This is a genomic window from Sphingobacteriales bacterium (assembly GCA_012517435.1).
Lineage (GTDB): Bacteria > Bacteroidota > Bacteroidia > CAILMK01 > JAAYUY01 > JAAYUY01.
In genome coordinates this window covers 1-18,852 of record JAAYUY010000217.1, presented here as the reverse complement: position 1 = coordinate 18,852, position 18,852 = coordinate 1, and the positions used below count along the sequence as shown (strand labels likewise).

The window sequence follows — 18,852 nt, the reverse complement described above, 5'->3', positions numbered from 1 at the left end:
TCAATAAAATTAATACTGATGAAGCATTAATCAGATTTTTTCTTAAATTTTTCATTTCTGTATTTTTAGCTGATTTACTATCAAAAAGTTATGGATTAAGCCTGCTTATGATTAACTCTTCTTTATACCTATAAATACCATCGTAAGAGTTTACTATGTAGGTGAGCTTCATCCTGCCGAATGGCTGATCCTTTACAGTGTAAACCACGGTACTCAGGCTCAGACGATTACCTGCATAATCTGCTGACCAGCCGCCTCCATGAATATCATAAAATGCAGGTGTCCTGTCTGTAAACAGTTCGTCATTATAATCGAGAATATTACCAAAGCCGGCACGGTCAACCAGCATAAATACCCCAACATCTTTCGTTTCAATGACAGAATCAGGCTGGGGATTCTGACTGGTATCCGAATAATAGGTTTGTGTCATTTTTACAATTTTCCATACCCCCTGAAATTTATTTCTCGAAAAGTCATCCTTGCTGCAGGATGAAATCAAAAACATCAGGATCAATCCGCTGATTAGAAACGATATCTTCTTCATAAAGCTTTATTTAAACAGTGACAAAAGATTGTATTTTAAACCCAATCCAATCACCAGTCCATTGAAATTAAACTTTACGGGATCATCAACTAATCCAAAGCTTGGGGGGTTACTCAGGAAGTTATTATAATCTTCAGGTATGCCCGACATTCTTTCTCTGTCTATATTGAAAAAATCATCATTTCCATATGAGAGCGTATTAAAATGATAAGAAAGCAACAGGCTGATAACACTATTACCTGCAGAAACCCCTATTTGTACTTCAGGTGACAAGAAAAAAGTAAAACTTTCATATGTCCCATTAAGTATTTTTTCATTTCCCATGCTCACAGTACCATCCACATATTTTGTAAATGTTGACATTATCATATTACTTATGCCTATACCAAGGCCGGCACTAAAATATGCACCGTCTGATTCATAGCGTCCAAAACCAATAGGTACATTCCAGATGGATTGTTCCAGTTTGAATACACGTTTCGAGCCATTGTTAAATGTTGCAGAAAAATCTCCCTTTAATTTCATATAATTTATTGCTCCATATAATAAAGCATTCACTTCAACACCTACACCATATCCGCTGACAAAAGCTGTACGATTTAACTTGTTTTTCAGATCAGATTCGAGAATGCTGTTATAGGAATCGATAAATTTCTTAAAAGAGCCTGCTGAAGTGTAACCTGTTAAAAGGTTTAAATTAACTCCGCCAAATATATCCTGAGCAATACTCTGTCTGATATTGGAAATGCTGATGAGAAACAGCAGAAGAAGAATTTTTCTTTTCATACACTACTCTTTAATCATTTTCACCCAGTACGACAAACAAATGAATACCTATAGAGCTGATCCTGAAAGTATAATAACGTGGTAAATTAGGGTTTGTGTAATCAGGATAATTTACCACTTCAGGTATCCAGCTGAAATATGGCCTGATTTCAAGAAATTTAAGCCGGTGGATGGAGTAAAATGTTATACCGGACGAAAAAGTCGGCCCCTTGCCAAATAATTCTATAGTTGGACAATAATCTATCCATTTACTGCTTTTAAATTCGTCTGCCGGATACTTTTTCTTTTTCAGCGTCAGGCGTCCAACTTCGTAATCAACCCCAAATTTGGGATAATCTTCACGGAAAACGAAACCTACGCCCCAGCTTTTGATTATCATTTGATGCTGCGCAAGATAATTATTCGGGAATTCTGCCACCCTGCTTTTGGTCACTTTGCGGTAATGGCTCACATTTAATGCAAAATTGTCAAGAAATGATAACCTGAAGCTATAGGAAAATCCATGTAACAGGGGAGATAAGCCAAATCCTTTTTCAGAATAACCTTTTGAACCGTAGGCAATCTGATATTCATAATCGATGACCTGAAAATACCGCTGAGGAATGGTAAAAGTCCCCAGATTATATCCGAAAAAGAATTTTGCCTGTGAAAAAGAATTGCCGGCTGTCATCACGACAGCCAGCAATAATAAAACAACACCTCTTTTTACAGTTTCCATAAAGTCCGAGAATATTATTCAAATTCAACCTTGCAGAACCACATGTCTTTACTTTTTCTTCCTGAACCGATAAAAATAAACTGGTTGTCGCCAAGGGCATTTACGGCAAATTTGTCATCAAGGAAATAGTTGCCATTTCCAATACTTACGAATTTACCTACTGTTGTATTGTTGATGTTTATTTTGCCAATACGCGGATAATACAACACCCTGATGTCTTTTATACCGGCCACTTCGAACACTGTCCAGTAAATACTGTTCCCATCTTTTGATTCAATCATAGCCTGATCGGCCGGATAAGCCAGGGCAATCTTGTTTTTTTCGACAAGTTTCATGGAATAATGACCTTTTACCTTTCCTTTGTTGTCAAAATGGAACATATAAACTGTCTCGTATTTACGGCCTTTTTTGCTTTCTGTATAGCTTTGTCCGGCTACAAATATTTCTCCTGTTTTGCTGCTGACATAGAAATCGGCAATCTTCATCAGTTTCCCGTCATAAGGTTTGGCACTTTTCTTTTCCCCTTCAGGCAGGCTGAACTTTGATACCACATCTGAAATAGGGTTTTTGGTGAGCCACTCAATGCCACCCGGGCCGATTTTCATGATTTGAATGGCAGAAACTTTTCCTTTTCCACCTGATAAATTACTGGAACGGAATGCATATGGAGAGTAGGTGATTGTACCGAAATAACTGTCTTTTACCTGTACTTTGTCATAAACAGTTCCATATACATATACATCATTGCCGAATTCGCTCATACCGATGACCTTCCAGAATGCCATATCTGAACTACTGAAGGAAAAACGCTTTTCAACACGCATTAATGTTTATCTCAACATATTCATAACCACCGCCTTGCAGCCGGAATAAAATTCCGACATTTCCGTTATAAAGCGTTTGATTGACCAACGGAATTGCAATTTTATCAAAATTAAGTTCATTTTCAGCAATTTTTTCAAGCAGGGAAGCATCATATTTTTGAATGATATAATTTTTCCCGTTGTTTTTCAGGTCTTTTTTGTCATAAACAAGGCCTAAGAAAACAATATTACCTTTATCGTCAACCAGGTCGCGGACACGTCCTACCTTTGCTCTTGCCACATAACCCCTGCCTGCAGGTACTGTTCCTGTCCGTTGATATTTCATTACATCACGATCGCTCCACCACAATACCAGCTTGATTTTTTCGCCTGCTTCGCCTTTGGGCTTTACTTTATCTTCAACTTTAAATTTGTCTTCACACCAGCCGGTATTCCAGTTGTAATAGTTCCAGATATAGCCTTTTTTAAATACGGCTTGTCCTGTCAGGTTTGCTTCTACCGTCAGCAGGGGTTGTTTGTCTTCAGGACAAATATCCCAGCTTAACTTATAGGTTGTCTTCATTTTCTCATATTCTTCCTCTATCTTTTCGTCCTTGAGAAAATTAAAATCAAGATCGAAATATAAAAGATCAGCTTTCATCCTCTTTTCTGTCGATTTGGTGATAAAGAACAACCGCATCTCATTCGATGATTTGTCAATCTGTACCTCACTCAGGTTGTTCAGATTGGCTTTTGAATCGGGACGATAGGTTTTTTCAACTAAGATTTTTTGTGCGCTGGCTGAAAAAAACAAAACAGCCAACAACATTTGTAATGCTAAATTCTTCATGTTAATTGTTTTAGTTTATTGATAAAAGTTTTGAAAACATATCTTTGAAACAGTTCTTCTTATTCATTTCCAATTATATCATCGTCAATACCCTTTACCCGGTAAATGTAAACGTTAAGTGGGAAAAATTTTTGTAAATAATCTTGTATTCTAATCAGAAAATTATTATACACCAATGAAATTAACTGGTATTTTAGGTTAGTTTGCATTTTTTTGGGATATTAAATTTCAAGCAATTATAATACCAAATTAGACAAATTCCAAATAAGATATTAGTCTATATAAGAGAAAAAGTAAATTAAAAGCTTAACATGTTGTTAATGCCATTCATTACAAAATCTCAGGGTAAATGATGACAAAAATGATAGCAGGTTTTCGTTAAATAATCAACTCCAGATTCAGAAATTCGATATTCACGTTATTTCATTACATACAGAACTTTTTGAAAATCTGAAAGTTCTATTTTGCAATCGTTGGATACATTTCTTAAAAATCAATTGATACATTTTTCAATTTAAAAAAAACCTCTATTTTTCGCCCCGAATGAAACAAAATAAACACACAGAAAAATGATTAATCCTAAACTTATTCAACCATCCAGTATTGTAGTGGTTGGAGGAAGTGAGAATGTTGCAAGTCCCGGAGGTAAGGTATTAAAAAACCTGATTGACCATCATTTTCAGGGAGAATTGTACGTGGTCAATCCGAAGAATGATTTTGTACAGGGTATAAAGAGTTACCGAAGTGTGGAAGACCTGCCGCAGGTTGACCTGGCTGTTATAGCCATAGCTGCGAGGTTTGTAAAAGATACTGTAAAAGTCCTGGCCGAACAAAAGTCAACGGGAGGATTTATCATTCTTTCTGCAGGCTTTAGCGAGGAAAGTCATGAAGGCGCAATGCTTGAAAAAGAAATTGTGGAAATCATTGAGAAACATGGAGGCAGCCTTGTCGGACCGAACTGTGTGGGAATGTTTAACCAATACCATACTGCCATTTTTACCACTCCTATTCCTGAAATAGACCCGAAAGGAGTTGATTTTATCAGCGGATCAGGAGCAACTGCCGTATTTATTATGGAATCAGCCATCCCAAAGGGTTTGAAGTTTTCAAGTCTGTTTTCCGTAGGCAATTCAGCTCAGCTTGGTGTGGAAGATTTTCTTGAATTTCTGGACGAAAGCTTTGATCCGGTCAGTAGCTCAAAAGTGAAAATATTATATGTGGAAAGCATCAGCAAACCGCAGAAATTACTGAAGCATGCCGTATCGCTCATTCAGAAAGGATGCAGGATAGCTGCCATCAAGGCAGGTAGCTCAGAGGCAGGCAGTCGTGCAGCTTCTTCCCATACAGGGGCAATGGCCAGCCCGGATACGGCAGTGGATGCCCTGTTCCGTAAAGCAGGGATAGTAAGATGTTCCGGCAGGGATGAACTGGCCACCGTAGCCAGCATTTTTATGCACAAAGAGTTAAAAGGGAAAAACATTGCCATCATTACGCATGCAGGTGGTCCTGCCGTTATGCTGACAGATGCCCTGTCGAATGGCGGACTGAATATCCCTCGTATTGAAGGGCCGAAGGCTCAGGCACTTCTGGAAAAACTATTCCCCGGTTCTTCAGTGGCCAATCCGATTGATTTTCTGGCCACAGGAACGGCTGAACAATTAGGGCATATTATCGATGCCTGTGAGCATGATTTTGATCAAATTGATGCAATGGTGGTGATTTTCGGGAGTCCGGGTTTATTTCCTGTTTATGATGTTTACGATGTGTTGGATGAAAAAATGAAGAGCTGTAAAAAACCTATTTTCCCGGTTTTACCTTCTGTCATAAATGTGAAAGACGAAATTGCCCATTTTATTGCTAAAGGAAGAATAAATTTTCCTGATGAAGTGAATTTTGGAAATGCCTTGTGTAAAGTGGTCAATACACTGAAACCTTTCTCAAATGATTTCTTACCTGATAACATTGATATTCAGTCTATAAGAGAGATTATTTCCAGGGCGGGAAACGGTTATCTGGCTCCGGATCAGGTGCAAAAGCTGCTGGATGCCGCAGGCATACCCAGAGCAGGAGAATCTGTGGTTTCAACTGTGGAAGAAGCTGTAAAGGAAGCTGAAAAAACAGGATTTCCGATTGTCATGAAAGTAATAGGGCCGGTTCACAAATCTGATGTTGGCGGAGTAGTTTTGGGCGTAAAAGATACTGAAACCGTCAGGAAAGAGTTTGAGCGAATGATGAAAATACCTGAAACGACAGCCATACTGATACAACCCATGTTATCAGGAATTGAGCTGTTTGCAGGTGCCAAACGGGAAGATCAGTTTGGACATCTGATCATGTGTGGCTTAGGAGGAATTTTTATTGAAGTATTAAAAGACGTCAATACTGGTCTGGCACCCGTTTCTCCGGAAGAAGCAGCGTGGATGATAAAAAACCTAAAGAGCTATAAAATAATACAGGGTGTCAGAGGACAGGAAGGTGTTAATGAGCAGATTTTCAGGGATATAGTAGTTCGTCTGTCGGCTCTTGTTACGCTTGCTCCGGAGATATTTGAAATGGATTTAAATCCTTTACTGGGTAAAAAAGATAAAGTACTGGCTGTTGATGCCAGAATCAGGATTGAAAAATAAATAGCAGAATTTGATGCATTTCAGAAAATTCAAAAATAAAAAAGATGGCAGCTAAAATCATTGTGGTAGGATTGTATGTCCTTGTTATCATCATTGTCGGGCTGATGGGCCTGCGTAAAACAAAATCATTTTCTGATTTTTTCCTTGGAGGTGGAAAAGTAGGTGCCGTCATGTCGGCATTTTCGTACGGGGCTGCTTACTTTTCAGCTGTTTTGTTTATTGGCTTTGCCGGAAAAATTGGCTGGAGTTTTGGCTATTCTGCTCTCTGGATCGCTATATTCAATGCTTTACTGGGTGTACTTGGCGTATGGGCTATTGTCGGCTGGAAGATAAAAAAGGCCTCCATGGAACTTGGGGTTACAACGTTGGGAGAATACCTTGAAAAACGTTACCAGCATTCGTTTTTTAAACTGCTTTCTTCTCTGGTCATATTTATTTTCATGATACCCTATTCAGCAGCTGTCTTTATGGGACTTTCCTATTTGTTTACAGTGAATTTTCAAATTGATTACTGGCAGGCCCTCACTTTTATGGGGGTTTTTACTGCCTTTTATCTGGTTTTAGGCGGCTACAAGGCAGGGGCACTGATGGATATGATTTTCGGTATGATCATGACCCTTGGAGTGATTATTCTTTTCGTAGTTACCCTTCAGAAAGGGGGTGGAATAGCTAACATTACAGAAAAGCTACATGCCATAGACCCCAAACTTACGGCTGTTGTAGGCCCTCCAGGCTGGTGGCCGCTGCTCAGCCTTGTTTTACTGACCAGCCTGGCACCTTTTGCCATGCCCCAGCTGATGCAGAAGTTTTATGCCATTAAAGACCGTCAGGCGGTCAGGAAAGGGATGTTTGCTTCTACCTTCTTTGCCCTGCTTATTGGCGGTGTAGCTTATTTTGTAGGCTCTACCACAAGAGTTTTTATGAGTCCTGAAAATAACCCCACTGCTTTTCAGGACGGAAAACCTATCTTTGACAACCTGATGCCCGAAATGCTGACCAATGTTATTCCGTCTTCTCTGGCTGTTGTCATCCTGCTGCTCATCCTTTCTGCTTCCATGTCAACACTGGCAGCACTGGTATTAATTTCAAGTTCTACAGTAGTCAAGGATTTTTATGCCGGATTTATCAATAAAGCTGTTTCTGATAAAAAACTGACCACTCTTATGCGAATCATGAGTGCTGTGTTTGTTTTACTTGCGGTATTGCTGGCGCTTGTTAAATTTGATGTAATTGTCGAAATACTTGGCATTTCATGGGGTGCCATCGGCAGTTTCTTCCTTGGGCCCTTTATCTGGGGTTTATTTTTGAAAAAAGCAAATTTCTTTTCTGCCCTGGCCGGAGGTATTACCGGTTTACTGGTATGCCTTGTTTTGTATTTTATGAAATTCCCTTCACCTGAAGCCGGAACGCTGGGGATGCTCATCTCTTTAACCCTGGTTCCTGTTCTCAGCATTTTTACTAAAAAACATGAAGTAACCCATGCGTAAGGCCGACATAATTTGCTTATTTGCGGTCATTTTGTTTTTTCTTCCTTTTTTCCTGTTTCCCGGTTTGTTTCATATTTACTGGCATTACAACCTGAAATATCCCTATTTACTTGCTTTTGTAAAATTTTTTATACTAGCTCCATTCGGGGAAATACTGGGATTACGAATAAAAAAAGGAGTTTATTATGAAAAAGGTTTCGGCTGGTTGTCCCGTGCTTTTGTGTGGGGATGGCTGGGTGTTAGCCTTAAAATGGCCTTTGATATTTTTTCAGCAGGGGCTCCTCACATGCTTGCCGATATGGGTTTCAACATTCCTGAAGATATTATGGTTCAGCCATTTTCACTTAAAAAACTTTTTGTGTCTTTTAGTATCGGGGCTTCGCTGAATTTGTTTTATGCACCGCTACTAATGATAACCCACAAAGTTACCGATGAGCATATCCGGCAAACAGAAGGCAATTTTTTGAAATTCTTTACCCATTTTAAAGTTTCTGAATACCTTCAGCAACTTGACTGGAAAACTCAATGGAATTTTGTGTTTAAAAAAACAATATTATTTTTCTGGATACCTGCACAGACCATTAATTTTTTATTGCCTGATGAGGTCAGAATACTTGTGGCGGCTTTGCTGAGCATTGTGTTGGGCGTTTTACTTGCCGTGGCCGCCAGAATGAAGTCTTAGAAATGATTTTCTGCTCTGTTATATTTCAGCACGATTTATGAAATAAAAGCGTACTTTTGTTTTAAAGCTAACTCTTTAAAATTCGACAGATGAGCATATCTACAAAATCGGGAGACAAAGGTCAGACCGGACTATGGAGTGGCGAGCGGGTATGGAAAGATGATTTGAGGGTAGAAGCTTATGGGACGGTGGATGAACTGAATTCTTTTCTGGGAGAGGCAAAACACTTTACGGATGATAATCAGATTTTTGCACAAATAGAACAAATTCAGAACGACCTTTTCAGGGTAGCCGGACAGCTTGCTTCAAAGGATAAACTGTATGTTGTTCCGATGAAAGAAGAAGATACCGAAAGACTGACGGAATGGGTTCACGATTATGAAAAACGAATTAAATTAAGCGGGTTTGTTATTCCGGGAAGCACCCTTTCCTCTGCAAAACTGGATATTTGCCGCACCATCACCCGCAGGGCAGAGAGAATAATAATTTCCCTAAAAAAAAATGAAGATATACCTGATCATATTCTGCAATACATGAACCGCCTGTCAGACTTACTGTTTATGATGGCAAGGAGTGAGGAACAGAAAGAAAACAAAATTCAGCTGAAAAACTGGGAAAAATGATTGTAAAATGCTCAGACAGAAAAGCTATATTGAGGAACTTATCAGTCAGGGGGAGGGACAACAGCTTGATTTTAAATTCAATATAAGTGATTCGAGAAAAATTGCCCGTTCAATATCTGCTTTTGCAAATGCACAGGGAGGTACACTTTTGATTGGGGTGAAAGACAATGGTGCCATTGCAGGCATCAGATCGGATGAAGAGTTGTTTATGCTTGAAGCTGCCACTGAAATGTACCTGAAGCCTACTCCCGAAATGGAACACGAAGTCTGGGATATTGAAAAAAAAACCATTCTGGAGGTAAAAATAAATGAAGGAGGAAGCAAGCCCTATCTGGCTCAGGACGATAACGGGAAATGGCTGGCCTATATCAGGTGGAACGATCAGAATATTCTCGCTAACAGGGTTTTACTGAAATATTGGCAGCGGATGTCAGCCCCTCGGGGTACTTTTTTCAGATATACCAGAAAAGAAAAATATTTGCTCGATTATCTCAAAGAAAATCAATCGGTTACTTTGTCAAAAGCCAAAAATATGCTCAATATTCCTTTGTTTATTACTGAAAATATTGTGGTGGCTTTACTTTCGCTGGGTATTCTGCGTTTTGAAATCCATGAAGGGAAATTCTTATATTTCCTGAACGAAAACCAAACTGACATTTAACCTGAAATTAAGGCTCAATTTTAACTAATAAAAAACTTCATTTATGTTTAACGAAAAAGACATACAGCAGATCAGGCAACATGGACTGACACCTTCAGAAGTAACGAGACAGATAGAATTCTTTAAAAATGGAATGAGGTTCCCGGAAATTGAAGCTGCGGCAACTCCCGAAAAAGGGATTAAATGCCTGAACGATAATCAGATAGATGAATTTGTGAATCTTTTTGACAAGGAAAGGAAAAATCTGAAAGTGGTTAAGTTTGTTCCGGCATCGGGGGCTGCTACCAGAATGTTTAAATCATTGCAGGCTTTTCGTCATCTCAATCTTTCTCCTGAAGAACAAAAAAGGAAGTTGTCGGAAGAAACTGCTTTCGACTCCACTGGTAATTTTATACGCCATATCCGAAATTTTGCTTTTTATTCCGATTTAAAAAAAGTTCTTGAAAATCAAGGATTTAATCTTGAAAGCCTTATTGAGGAAGGGAATATCAACCTGATTCTTGACTATTTGCTTGAGGAAAAAGGGCTTGGTTATGCCAGCAAACCCAAGGCATTGATAAAATTTCATGATTACGGTGATTTTCAACGCACTGCATTGGGAGAACATCTGGCTGAATCCGCCCTGTATGCAGTGTCGGGAGATGGTAAATGTTATCTTCATTTTACCGTGTCGGCAGAGCACCTGCAAAACATTCAGCAACTGGTCGAAAGGGTAAAACCGTACTATGAAAACTATTATCACCGGAAATTTGAAGTAGCTTTCTCCATTCAGGACCCGGCCACCGATACCATAGCAGTGGATATGGAAAATAAACCTTTCCGCGATGAAGAGGGAAATCTCGTTTTCAGACCTGGCGGACATGGGGCTTTGATCAAAAACCTGAATAAAATCAGGGCTGATCTGATTTTTGTTAAAAACATTGACAACGTTGTTCCCGATAGTCTGAAACCATCAACCATCCGCTATAAGAAACTCCTTGCAGGCCATTTACTTTATTTGCAGGAAAAGATTTTCAGTTTTCTTGAAAGACTCGATCATGGCGACCTGACTGAAAATTTTCTGAAAACAGTCAAAAGATTCATGCAAAAGGAATTGATGATGACTTTTCCCGATTATTACAGTCTTAAGGATATGGTTGAAAAAGCAGAATTTTTATTCATCAAACTCAACAGGCCATTACGCGTGTGCGGGATGGTTAAAAATGTTGGTGAGCCGGGCGGAGGCCCGTTTTATGTAAAAAACCATGAGGATGAAATGATTGAACTTCAGATACTTGAATCATCACAGTTTGACATGACAGATCCGGATCATCAGCGTATTTTTCATGCTGCCACACATTTTAATCCGGTCGATATGGTTCTGGGTGTTTATGATTTCAGAGGCAGGAAATTCAGGCTGGATGATTTTGTCGATCCTGATACAGCTTTCATTACCATTAAATCAAAAGACGGCAGGGAACTGAAAGCACTCGAACTTCCGGGATTGTGGAATGGCGCCATGGCCGACTGGAATACAGTATTCATTGAGGTGCCTTTGAACACTTTTAATCCGGTGAAAGTCGTCAATGATTTACTTCGGGAACAACATCAGGGACGATGAAAGTATTTATTTTTAATACAGTCATTTTGACGAAATTATGACAGAAATTTTGAAAGCTTTGTCATCTGGTAAAACGGCATAATTCTCGATAATTTAGCGAAAAATTTTAAAGAAAATAACTCATGAAAAAAGCAAAATTAGTGATAATAGGTTCAGGACCTGCAGGTTATACAGCTGCAATTTATGCAGCCAGAGCCGATTTAAAACCGGTGATGTACACGGGGATGGAAATTGGCGGACAGCTGACCACCACTACTGAAGTTGAAAATTTCCCCGGCTTCCCGAAAGGGATAACAGGTCCCGAGCTGATGGAAGAAATGCGTCAGCAGGCCGAAAGGTTTGGAACAGAAATCAATTTTGGCTCTGTCACAAAGGTCGATTTTTCTAAAAGACCTTTTAAACTTTGGGTTGATGAAAGTGAAGAAGTTGAAGCTGAAGCAGTTATCATAGCCACAGGGGCAACGGCTAAATATCTTGGTCTTCCTTCGGAGCAACGCCTCAGAGGCAATGGCGTTTCGGGTTGTGCTACCTGTGACGGCTTTTTCTACAAAGGAAAAGTGGTGGCTGTGGTAGGTGGAGGCGATACCGCTGCCGAAGAAGCTACTTATCTGGCAAATCTGTGCTCAAAAGTCTATATGATTGTCAGACGTGACGAATTAAGGGCTTCCAAAGCCATGCAGAAAAGAGTTTTTAACACTCCTAACATTGAAGTACTCTGGAATCACGAAACAGTGGAGGTGCTGGGTGATAAGTTTGTTACAGGTGTCAGGTTGAGGAACAATAAGACAGGAGAAGAAAAAAATATCGAAATAGATGGTTTTTTCCTGGCCATTGGTCATACCCCCAATACGGCTGTTTTCAAAGATTTCATTGAAATGGATGAATCCGGCTATATCATTACAAAGCCGGGAACGACTTATACCAATGTGCCGGGCGTATTTGCCGCTGGTGATGTACAGGATAAACACTACCGTCAGGCAGTAACCAGTGCCGGAACCGGATGTATGGCGGCTCTGGATGCCGAAAGATGGCTGGGCAGTCAGGAATAGCTTCTGCAATTTATCACGGGAAATGTCGTTATTTTTGACAAATTATTTTTGTTGAAAAATAAGGCATTTTTTATCACAAACCTTCTTGGCTTTAGCTTCCCTGAGCTATGCCCTGCCTGCCGTAGAGGAATGAGCGGACATGAAAAATTGTTATGTTCCGACTGCCGTACCAACCTGCCGCTGACCAACTTTCACCTGATGGAAGAAAATCCGCTGAAGAAAATGTTTTGGGGCAGAGTACCACTGGAATTTGCCATGAGTTATTATTATTTTTCAAAACAGACACGGGTTCAGCAGCTGATTCACCATATCAAGTACCGGGGATTAAAAGAGCTGGCTGTGGAAGTGGGACGTATGATGGGGCGTGCTATTCAGGAAAATGAAAAATTTTACAATGCTGTGGAGGTGATTATTCCCGTTCCTTTGCATCCTAAAAAGCTAAGAAAAAGAGGATTTAACCAAAGTGAATGCCTGGGCAGAGGAATCAGTGAACTGATTAAAAAACCTTTATCAACGCAAAACCTGATCCGACAGATACACAATCCGACACAAACAAAAAAAAGCAGGTTTCAGCGTTGGAAAAATGTTTCAGGAATTTTTGAATTGCTAAATGCTGAAGAATTAAACGGGAAACATGTTTTGCTGGTCGATGATGTGGTTACAACCGGTTCGACCATTGAGGCCTGTTATCTTGCCCTGAAAAAAGCTAATGATGTCAGAATAAGCCTTGCTTCAATCGGTTTTGCCCATGATGCCTGATTAATTGTACTTTTGACCCATGCAAAAAAATGTTAAATATCGCCTGAAAGCCTGTAATTTCTGTGTGTCCGCTGTCGCTTTGCTGTTGCTTGCCTTTCTCGTATTTCATTCATCCTGCCGAAAAGATGATCTCTATACAGGGAAAGATGCCCGCCTTGAATTTAATAATGATACCGTTTTGTTTGATACCATCTTCACCACCCTTGGTTCGGTTACCAAAAAGTTTCTGGTGTTTAATAATTATGATAAATCGCTTAGAATCAGTAATATAAGGCTTGCCGGAGGCAAGTATTCTTCCTTCAGGCTGAACATTGACGGACAGCCCGCAACCGAAATGAAAGATGTCGATCTTCTCCCGCACGACAGCCTGTATATTTTCGTGGATGTTACAATTGATCCGAATAGTGCTGACATGCCTTTTATTGTTAAAGATTCAGTCGAATTTCTGACAAACGGCAATTTTCAGTATGTCAGGCTGATGGCATGGGGACAAAATGCTCATTTTCTTCACGATTCCATGCTTGCCTGCAATGCCGTATGGACACCCGACCTGCCTTATGTCATTTCAAATCACATAGGCATTGACGTAAACTGCAAGCTGACCATTCAGCCGGGCGTAAAGGTTTATTCGGATATTAACTCTGCCATTCTTGTCTGGGGAACCATGGAGGTGAATGGTGATACGGGAAATACGGTTTTATTTACAGGAATCAGGCAGGATAAGTATTACAAAGATGTTCCCGGACAGTGGTACGGCATTTATTTTTTGCGGGAAAGTAAAGAAAACCGCATCTCAAATGCATTGATCCGCAATGCAGTGTTTGGGGTCAGGGTCGATTCTCTGCCGGTTACCTCCAATCCGAATCTTTACCTTGAAAATGTGAGAATAGAAAATATGTCGGTGGCGGGTATTCTCGGCTTTTCATCCCGAATAGAGGCTTTTAACTGCGTAGTGAGCAACAGCTGCCAGTATCTTGTTGCCTGTGATTACGGTGGAACCTACAGTTTTTACCATTGTACTTTCAGCCATGAGGGATGCAATTGTTCCAGCCATTATCCGGCTATTGCCTGCTATAATACAGATAATAAGACCTTTATAAACGATCTGAATCTGACTATCAGAAACAGCATTGTTTACGGACCTAAAGAAGATGAGTTTGAGGTAAAAAAAACAGGGCAGGGGAATGTGTATGTATTGGTGGCCAACAGCCTGCTGACTACCAAACAAAGCGGACTGAACATTAATGGAAACATTCTTAACAAGGACCCTAAATTCAGGCAAAAATGCAGGTACAGCTATGAGCTGGATTCAGCTTCCGTATGTATTGATGCTGCTGACCCTGCTGTCGTTTCCCAGTTTCCTGCCCTTCAGTACGACCTGCTTGGAAAGCCCCGTGAAATCCTAAAACCCGATATAGGTGCTGTTGAAAAACAAAAATAGTTCTATGAATAAATTATTTATCATCAGTGCATTGGCAGTCATGTTTCTGTTTACAGCCTGCAGTAAAAAAGAAAATGCTGACAAAGGTTCTTTTTATCTGACACACCGCAAACTGACGAAAATAGATGAGCTGGGGCCTGCTTTCATGCAAAAACTGTCAGAGGATTTGTACAAGGCTGTTATTAACGGTGAAATTGATGCATACAAAACAGACAGCCTGAATGAAGCTACCAGACTGACCAAAGAAAAAGCAGCCGAAGTCGGTAAAATTGAGCAGGTTATTCAATACATCCCCAATCCTGACTATCCTGATTATTACATTGATTCTCTTGTAGTTATTCCATTTACGGTTAAAGACATCAGGGGTTTTGAGATTTCAGAAAAGTGGACTAAGGAAAAAGGAGAAAAAGAATACCATTCGACCATTAATGCGCTGGCATTGCGGTATGAGCCGGTATTTGGCGGGGTGAAACTTCACGAACAGGCTATGTTTTGGGTACGATTTGATGACCTACAGAAAATCATTAAAAAAGATGATTTGAAAGCCATGACCGATCTGATTTTTGAGTCAATGCTTGAAAAAGTTACTGATTACTGATTTTTTGCCTGTGCATTTGGTACAAATTAAAATTACTACTTATTTTTGCAGTGAAAATTTCAGGCGGGAGTAGCTCAGTTGGCAGAGCATCAGCTTCCCAAGCTGAGGGTCGCGGGTTCGAATCCCGTTTCCCGCTCTTCTTTTCTAATCAGTCTGTCACCTTTAACGGATAGTGCGGATAAACTTTCCGGTAAGTTTCCACAACCATTTGCAGAAGCAGTTGCCTGAATTTTTCTGTATTAATCCTCTTGGTAACAGAAACAAACAGGTGAGGGTGTGGGCTGCTGAAACGAAAGGCCTCAGCGTCAGGTTCGAGCTTATCCATCTTATTCAGCAGCAGCAGCGTAGGTTTGTGATGAACATTCATTTCTTCAAGAGTCTGATTGACAGTATGTAACTGTTGTTCAAAATCGGGATGGGAAATATCCGCTACGTGTACAATAATATCAGCTTCCCTGACCTCGTCAAGGGTAGATTTGAAACTTTCAATCAGTTTATGGGGCAGCTTACGGATGAATCCGACTGTATCTGAAAGCAGAAAAGTAATCTGGTCAATAACCACATTTCGAACAGTTGTATCAATGGTGGCAAAGAGTTTATCTTCAGCAAAAACATCGGCTTTGCTTAGGAAATTCATGGTGGTTGATTTCCCTGCGTTGGTATATCCGACAAGTGCCACCCTGACTTTTTGTGTCCGCTGTCCGCGTTGTACGGTGTTTTGCCTGTCAATAGACTCCAGTTTTCGTTTCAGTACTGCAATTTTATTTCGGATAGCCCTTCTGTCGGTTTCAATTTCAGTTTCACCGGGGCCTCTCAGTCCTATGCCTCCCCTCTGACGCTCAAGGTGAGTCCACATCCGCGTTAATCTTGGCAAAAGATATTGATATTGTGCAAGTTCTACCTGTGTCCGGGCCTGAGCCGTTTTGGCTCTTTTGGCAAAAATATCAAGAATCAGGCTGGTGCGGTCAATGATTTTGCATTTTAATTCCCTGTCGAGGTTACGGATTTGTGTCGGACTGAGTTCATCGTCAAAAATGATCAGGTCGGGTTCTTTTTCCACACAAATATCAACCAGTTCCTTCAGTTTTCCTGAACCAATAAATGTACGGCTGTTGGGTGGGTCTATCTTTTGTGTTACCCGCATGATAACTTCGGCACCGGCTGTATCGGCCAGAAAAGCCAGCTCGTTCAGGTTCTGATAAACCGTTTCTTCAGTCTCTTTTTTTCTGATTATGCCAACTAATATGGCTTTTTCCGGTTTTATGGCTGTTTCAAACATCCTTCAAAGATACTCTGCTCCATTTATCCGGCTTGCGGACAGATGAAGTTTATTGTCTAATTTTGCACCTCCTGAAGATAATGAAAGATTTTTTCAAATACGGATCCCGCTTTTTTTATGCCGGAATTTTATTGATTTCCCTTGCCGTTGTATTCAGTTATCTCAGTAAGACATATTTTTTAAATATTCAGCTTAAACATGAATTTAAAAGAATTCAGAGAGAGGTCATTGATGATGAAAAGCTTTGTAACTCAGTTTTCGACCAACTTGAACATCTGAATGTTGCCGAGATGTTCAATAAAATTGATGAACTCAAACAACTTGCTACTGATAAAAACATTTTCATTTATGTATTACTCAACAATAAAGTGATTTTATGGAACACCAACCGGGTGGTGCCACCTGAATTTACCAATACTTTTAACCATTTTATCTTATCAAAAGTTTATAATGGATATTACCTCACTATGGGCAGAGATGGGGGATTCTATCAGTTTATTGCCCTCAAACTGGTACAAAATGATTTTCCTTTTGAAAACAAATACCTGAGCAATGATTTTAAATTGGGGAAGAATAGAAAACTTTTTAAATTAAAGGATGAAACATCTTCATTGTCAGGTGATTACATTGTAACATCCGCCAGCAAGCAGCCGCTGTTTGCTCTGGAGAAGAAAGAAAATCAATTCTTCAATATCTGGTTGCTGTTGCTTTATATTCCCGGTGGTATTCTGATATTTTTTGTGGTTCACCAGCAGATAAATATATTCCTCCGGAGAAAAAAGTATTTCCATGGGTGGACGATATTTCTGGCCATACTCATTGCCACCATTCTGGGGTGGAAAATTCTCCGGATACCTGCTGTTTTATTTCAAAATAAAATATTCAGTCCTGAGGTATATGCCAGTTCACGGCTTCTCTCCTCCATAGGTGATCTGTTCATCATAGTCTTTTTATTGTCGTGGTTTGTTGTACTTCTTACCTCTCATCTGCCTTTACGTTTCCCCTCCGGGAAGTTTCTACGTATCGTATGGGTGTTTATCTTTTTCTGCCTTGCCTTGTGGGTGTTAGGCCTTATTTCCGATATCATCAGCGGACTGATCATCAATTCGTCCATTCCTTTCGATATGAATGATTTTCTGAAATTTAACATTTATACGTTCTTTTCTTTTCTGATTATCTTTTTAATGTTTTTTTCATTTATCAGGCTTGTCAGGTATCTGGCGATAAACATCCGAAAGTCAAAGATGGAAAATCTTATCTGGATCATCGGGGCTTCGGTGGCAGTCGTTGTATATTTGATTTTCAACAGGTCAGCCAATTATTATTTACTTAATCCGCTTTTTTTAATCGTAACCTTTTTGTTTTTCATTTTCGAAAAAAAGATTGACGATAATAATATGGCCATTGCCCTGACATTGATTATTCTCAGTGCAGCATTTACTGCTCATCAGGTCGTTCATGCCATCAATATCAGGGATATTGAAAAAAAGAAACTTCTTGTCAATCAGGTGATTAGTGGGCGTGATGCCTTAACCGAATACCTTCTGAATGATATTGCCGGAAAAATTGAAAAAGACAATTATCTGGTTTCATTTTACACAAATCCGATGATTTCGAGGAACATACTTGCCAAAAGGCTTAAGCAGATTTATTTCAGCGGCTATTTTTCTAACTATGAGTTTGAACTGAAAACTTTTTCAAGCAGTGGAATGCCCTTTAAATCCTCTGATACATTTAATTTAAGCACTTATGATACATTAATTGAACATGCCATCGCTTTAAACGCCTCATCCACACAGTATTTCATCAGTAGTTTTGAAGGTACTCCGCTTTATTTTCTCAAATTGCCTGTCAGTCGTGATAGTATTGACTTCGGTTATATTACTGTTTTACTCAAACGCAAAATCTTCCTTGAAGAAAGCATTTATCCTGATCTGGTCATAGAAAAAGACCTTGGAAAATTTAATGAACTTAGCAGGTATTCCTATGCGATTTATCGTAACAATCAGTTAATCAGTCAGAAAGGTGAGTATTTCTACCCTACCAATATATTGCTGAGGGATGCCGGGAAAAAGCCTTATCATGTTTATAAGGAAGGGGATTACGATCATCTATGTTATCATTTCCGTGAGGACACCATGGTTATTTTAAGCAGTCCTTCCAGAAATATCTATTCTTCGCTGGCGCTGGCTTCTTTTCTGTTTTTTATCTCTTCTGTGCTTTATGCTTTGCTGAATTATCTTTTTGTCATTTTATCGCAATATATCAGGCAACAACAGGGAAGTGAAGTGGATTATTTCAATCCTTTGCGAAATATCTCTTTCAAGGCGAAAATACAGATGATT

The 18,852-nt window shown here is 39.7% G+C and carries 17 protein-coding genes and 1 tRNA gene; 12 read left to right on the top strand and 6 right to left on the bottom strand.

The window, feature by feature from the left end; all coding sequences use genetic code 11:
• Positions 1 to 88: 88 nt before the first annotated feature.
• Genes GX437_12125 through GX437_12105 form a run of 5 tightly spaced genes read right to left on the bottom strand, consistent with a single transcriptional unit; the run spans position 89 to position 3,701 of the window.
• The gene (locus GX437_12125; GenBank protein ID NLJ08401.1) at positions 89 to 544 is read right to left on the bottom strand and encodes a hypothetical protein; all 456 of its coding nucleotides are present in this window, start codon (positions 542 to 544) and stop codon (positions 89 to 91) included.
• A 6-nt stretch (positions 545 to 550) separates the two neighbouring features.
• The gene (locus GX437_12120) at positions 551 to 1,330 is read right to left on the bottom strand and encodes a hypothetical protein (protein NLJ08400.1); all 780 of its coding nucleotides are present in this window, start codon (positions 1,328 to 1,330) and stop codon (positions 551 to 553) included.
• 10 nt (positions 1,331 to 1,340) lie between these two features.
• On the bottom strand, positions 1,341 to 2,048 hold the full coding sequence (locus tag GX437_12115) for a hypothetical protein (protein NLJ08399.1): 708 nt from the start codon (positions 2,046 to 2,048) through the stop codon (positions 1,341 to 1,343).
• Positions 2,049 to 2,062: 14 nt separating this feature from the next.
• A complete protein-coding gene (locus GX437_12110; GenBank protein ID NLJ08398.1) occupies positions 2,063 to 2,872 on the bottom strand; it encodes a hypothetical protein in 810 nt (269 codons plus the stop codon).
• Positions 2,862 to 3,701, bottom strand: a complete 840-nt coding sequence (locus tag GX437_12105; protein ID NLJ08397.1) for a hypothetical protein — start codon at positions 3,699 to 3,701, stop codon at positions 2,862 to 2,864. Before GX437_12105 ends, GX437_12110 begins: the two co-directional genes overlap by 11 nt.
• 569 nt (positions 3,702 to 4,270) lie before the next feature.
• Here GX437_12105 and GX437_12100 point away from each other — a divergent pair.
• From GX437_12100 to GX437_12050, 11 genes are all read left to right on the top strand, one after another.
• Positions 4,271 to 6,328, top strand: a complete 2,058-nt coding sequence (locus GX437_12100) for an acetate--CoA ligase family protein (protein NLJ08396.1) — start codon at positions 4,271 to 4,273, stop codon at positions 6,326 to 6,328.
• Between the two features lie 44 nt (positions 6,329 to 6,372).
• Positions 6,373 to 7,815, top strand: a complete 1,443-nt coding sequence (locus tag GX437_12095) for a sodium:solute symporter (protein NLJ08395.1) — start codon at positions 6,373 to 6,375, stop codon at positions 7,813 to 7,815.
• Positions 7,808 to 8,497 carry a hypothetical protein gene (locus tag GX437_12090; GenBank protein ID NLJ08394.1) on the top strand — a complete coding sequence of 230 codons (690 nt, stop codon included), beginning with the start codon at positions 7,808 to 7,810 and terminating at the stop codon, positions 8,495 to 8,497. Before GX437_12095 ends, GX437_12090 begins: the two co-directional genes overlap by 8 nt.
• A gap of 89 nt (positions 8,498 to 8,586) precedes the next feature.
• Positions 8,587 to 9,120: a cob(I)yrinic acid a,c-diamide adenosyltransferase gene (locus GX437_12085; GenBank protein ID NLJ08393.1), complete on the top strand. Its 534-nt coding sequence runs from the start codon at positions 8,587 to 8,589 to the stop codon at positions 9,118 to 9,120.
• Between the two features lie 7 nt (positions 9,121 to 9,127).
• On the top strand, positions 9,128 to 9,781 hold the full coding sequence (locus tag GX437_12080) for an ATP-binding protein (GenBank protein ID NLJ08392.1): 654 nt from the start codon (positions 9,128 to 9,130) through the stop codon (positions 9,779 to 9,781).
• 43 nt (positions 9,782 to 9,824) lie between these two features.
• Positions 9,825 to 11,381: a DUF4301 family protein gene (locus tag GX437_12075; protein NLJ08391.1), complete on the top strand. Its 1,557-nt coding sequence runs from the start codon at positions 9,825 to 9,827 to the stop codon at positions 11,379 to 11,381.
• A gap of 122 nt (positions 11,382 to 11,503) precedes the next feature.
• A complete protein-coding gene (gene trxB, locus GX437_12070; protein ID NLJ08390.1) occupies positions 11,504 to 12,430 on the top strand; it encodes a thioredoxin-disulfide reductase in 927 nt (308 codons plus the stop codon).
• Between the two features lie 51 nt (positions 12,431 to 12,481).
• Positions 12,482 to 13,189, top strand: a complete 708-nt coding sequence (locus tag GX437_12065; protein NLJ08389.1) for a ComF family protein — start codon at positions 12,482 to 12,484, stop codon at positions 13,187 to 13,189.
• A gap of 19 nt (positions 13,190 to 13,208) precedes the next feature.
• Positions 13,209 to 14,630, top strand: a complete 1,422-nt coding sequence (locus tag GX437_12060; GenBank protein NLJ08388.1) for a hypothetical protein — start codon at positions 13,209 to 13,211, stop codon at positions 14,628 to 14,630.
• 4 nt (positions 14,631 to 14,634) lie between these two features.
• A complete protein-coding gene (locus GX437_12055) occupies positions 14,635 to 15,228 on the top strand; it encodes a hypothetical protein (protein ID NLJ08387.1) in 594 nt (197 codons plus the stop codon).
• 63 nt (positions 15,229 to 15,291) lie between these two features.
• Positions 15,292 to 15,364, top strand: a tRNA-Gly gene (locus GX437_12050).
• Between the two features lie 12 nt (positions 15,365 to 15,376).
• Here the strand turns inward: GX437_12050 and hflX are convergent.
• Positions 15,377 to 16,507, bottom strand: a complete 1,131-nt coding sequence (hflX, locus tag GX437_12045) for a GTPase HflX (GenBank protein ID NLJ08386.1) — start codon at positions 16,505 to 16,507, stop codon at positions 15,377 to 15,379.
• Between the two features lie 80 nt (positions 16,508 to 16,587).
• Between hflX and GX437_12040 the strand changes: the two genes are divergently transcribed.
• The coding region (locus GX437_12040; GenBank protein ID NLJ08385.1) for a hypothetical protein at positions 16,588 to 18,852 on the top strand (2,265 nt) is incomplete at its 3' end.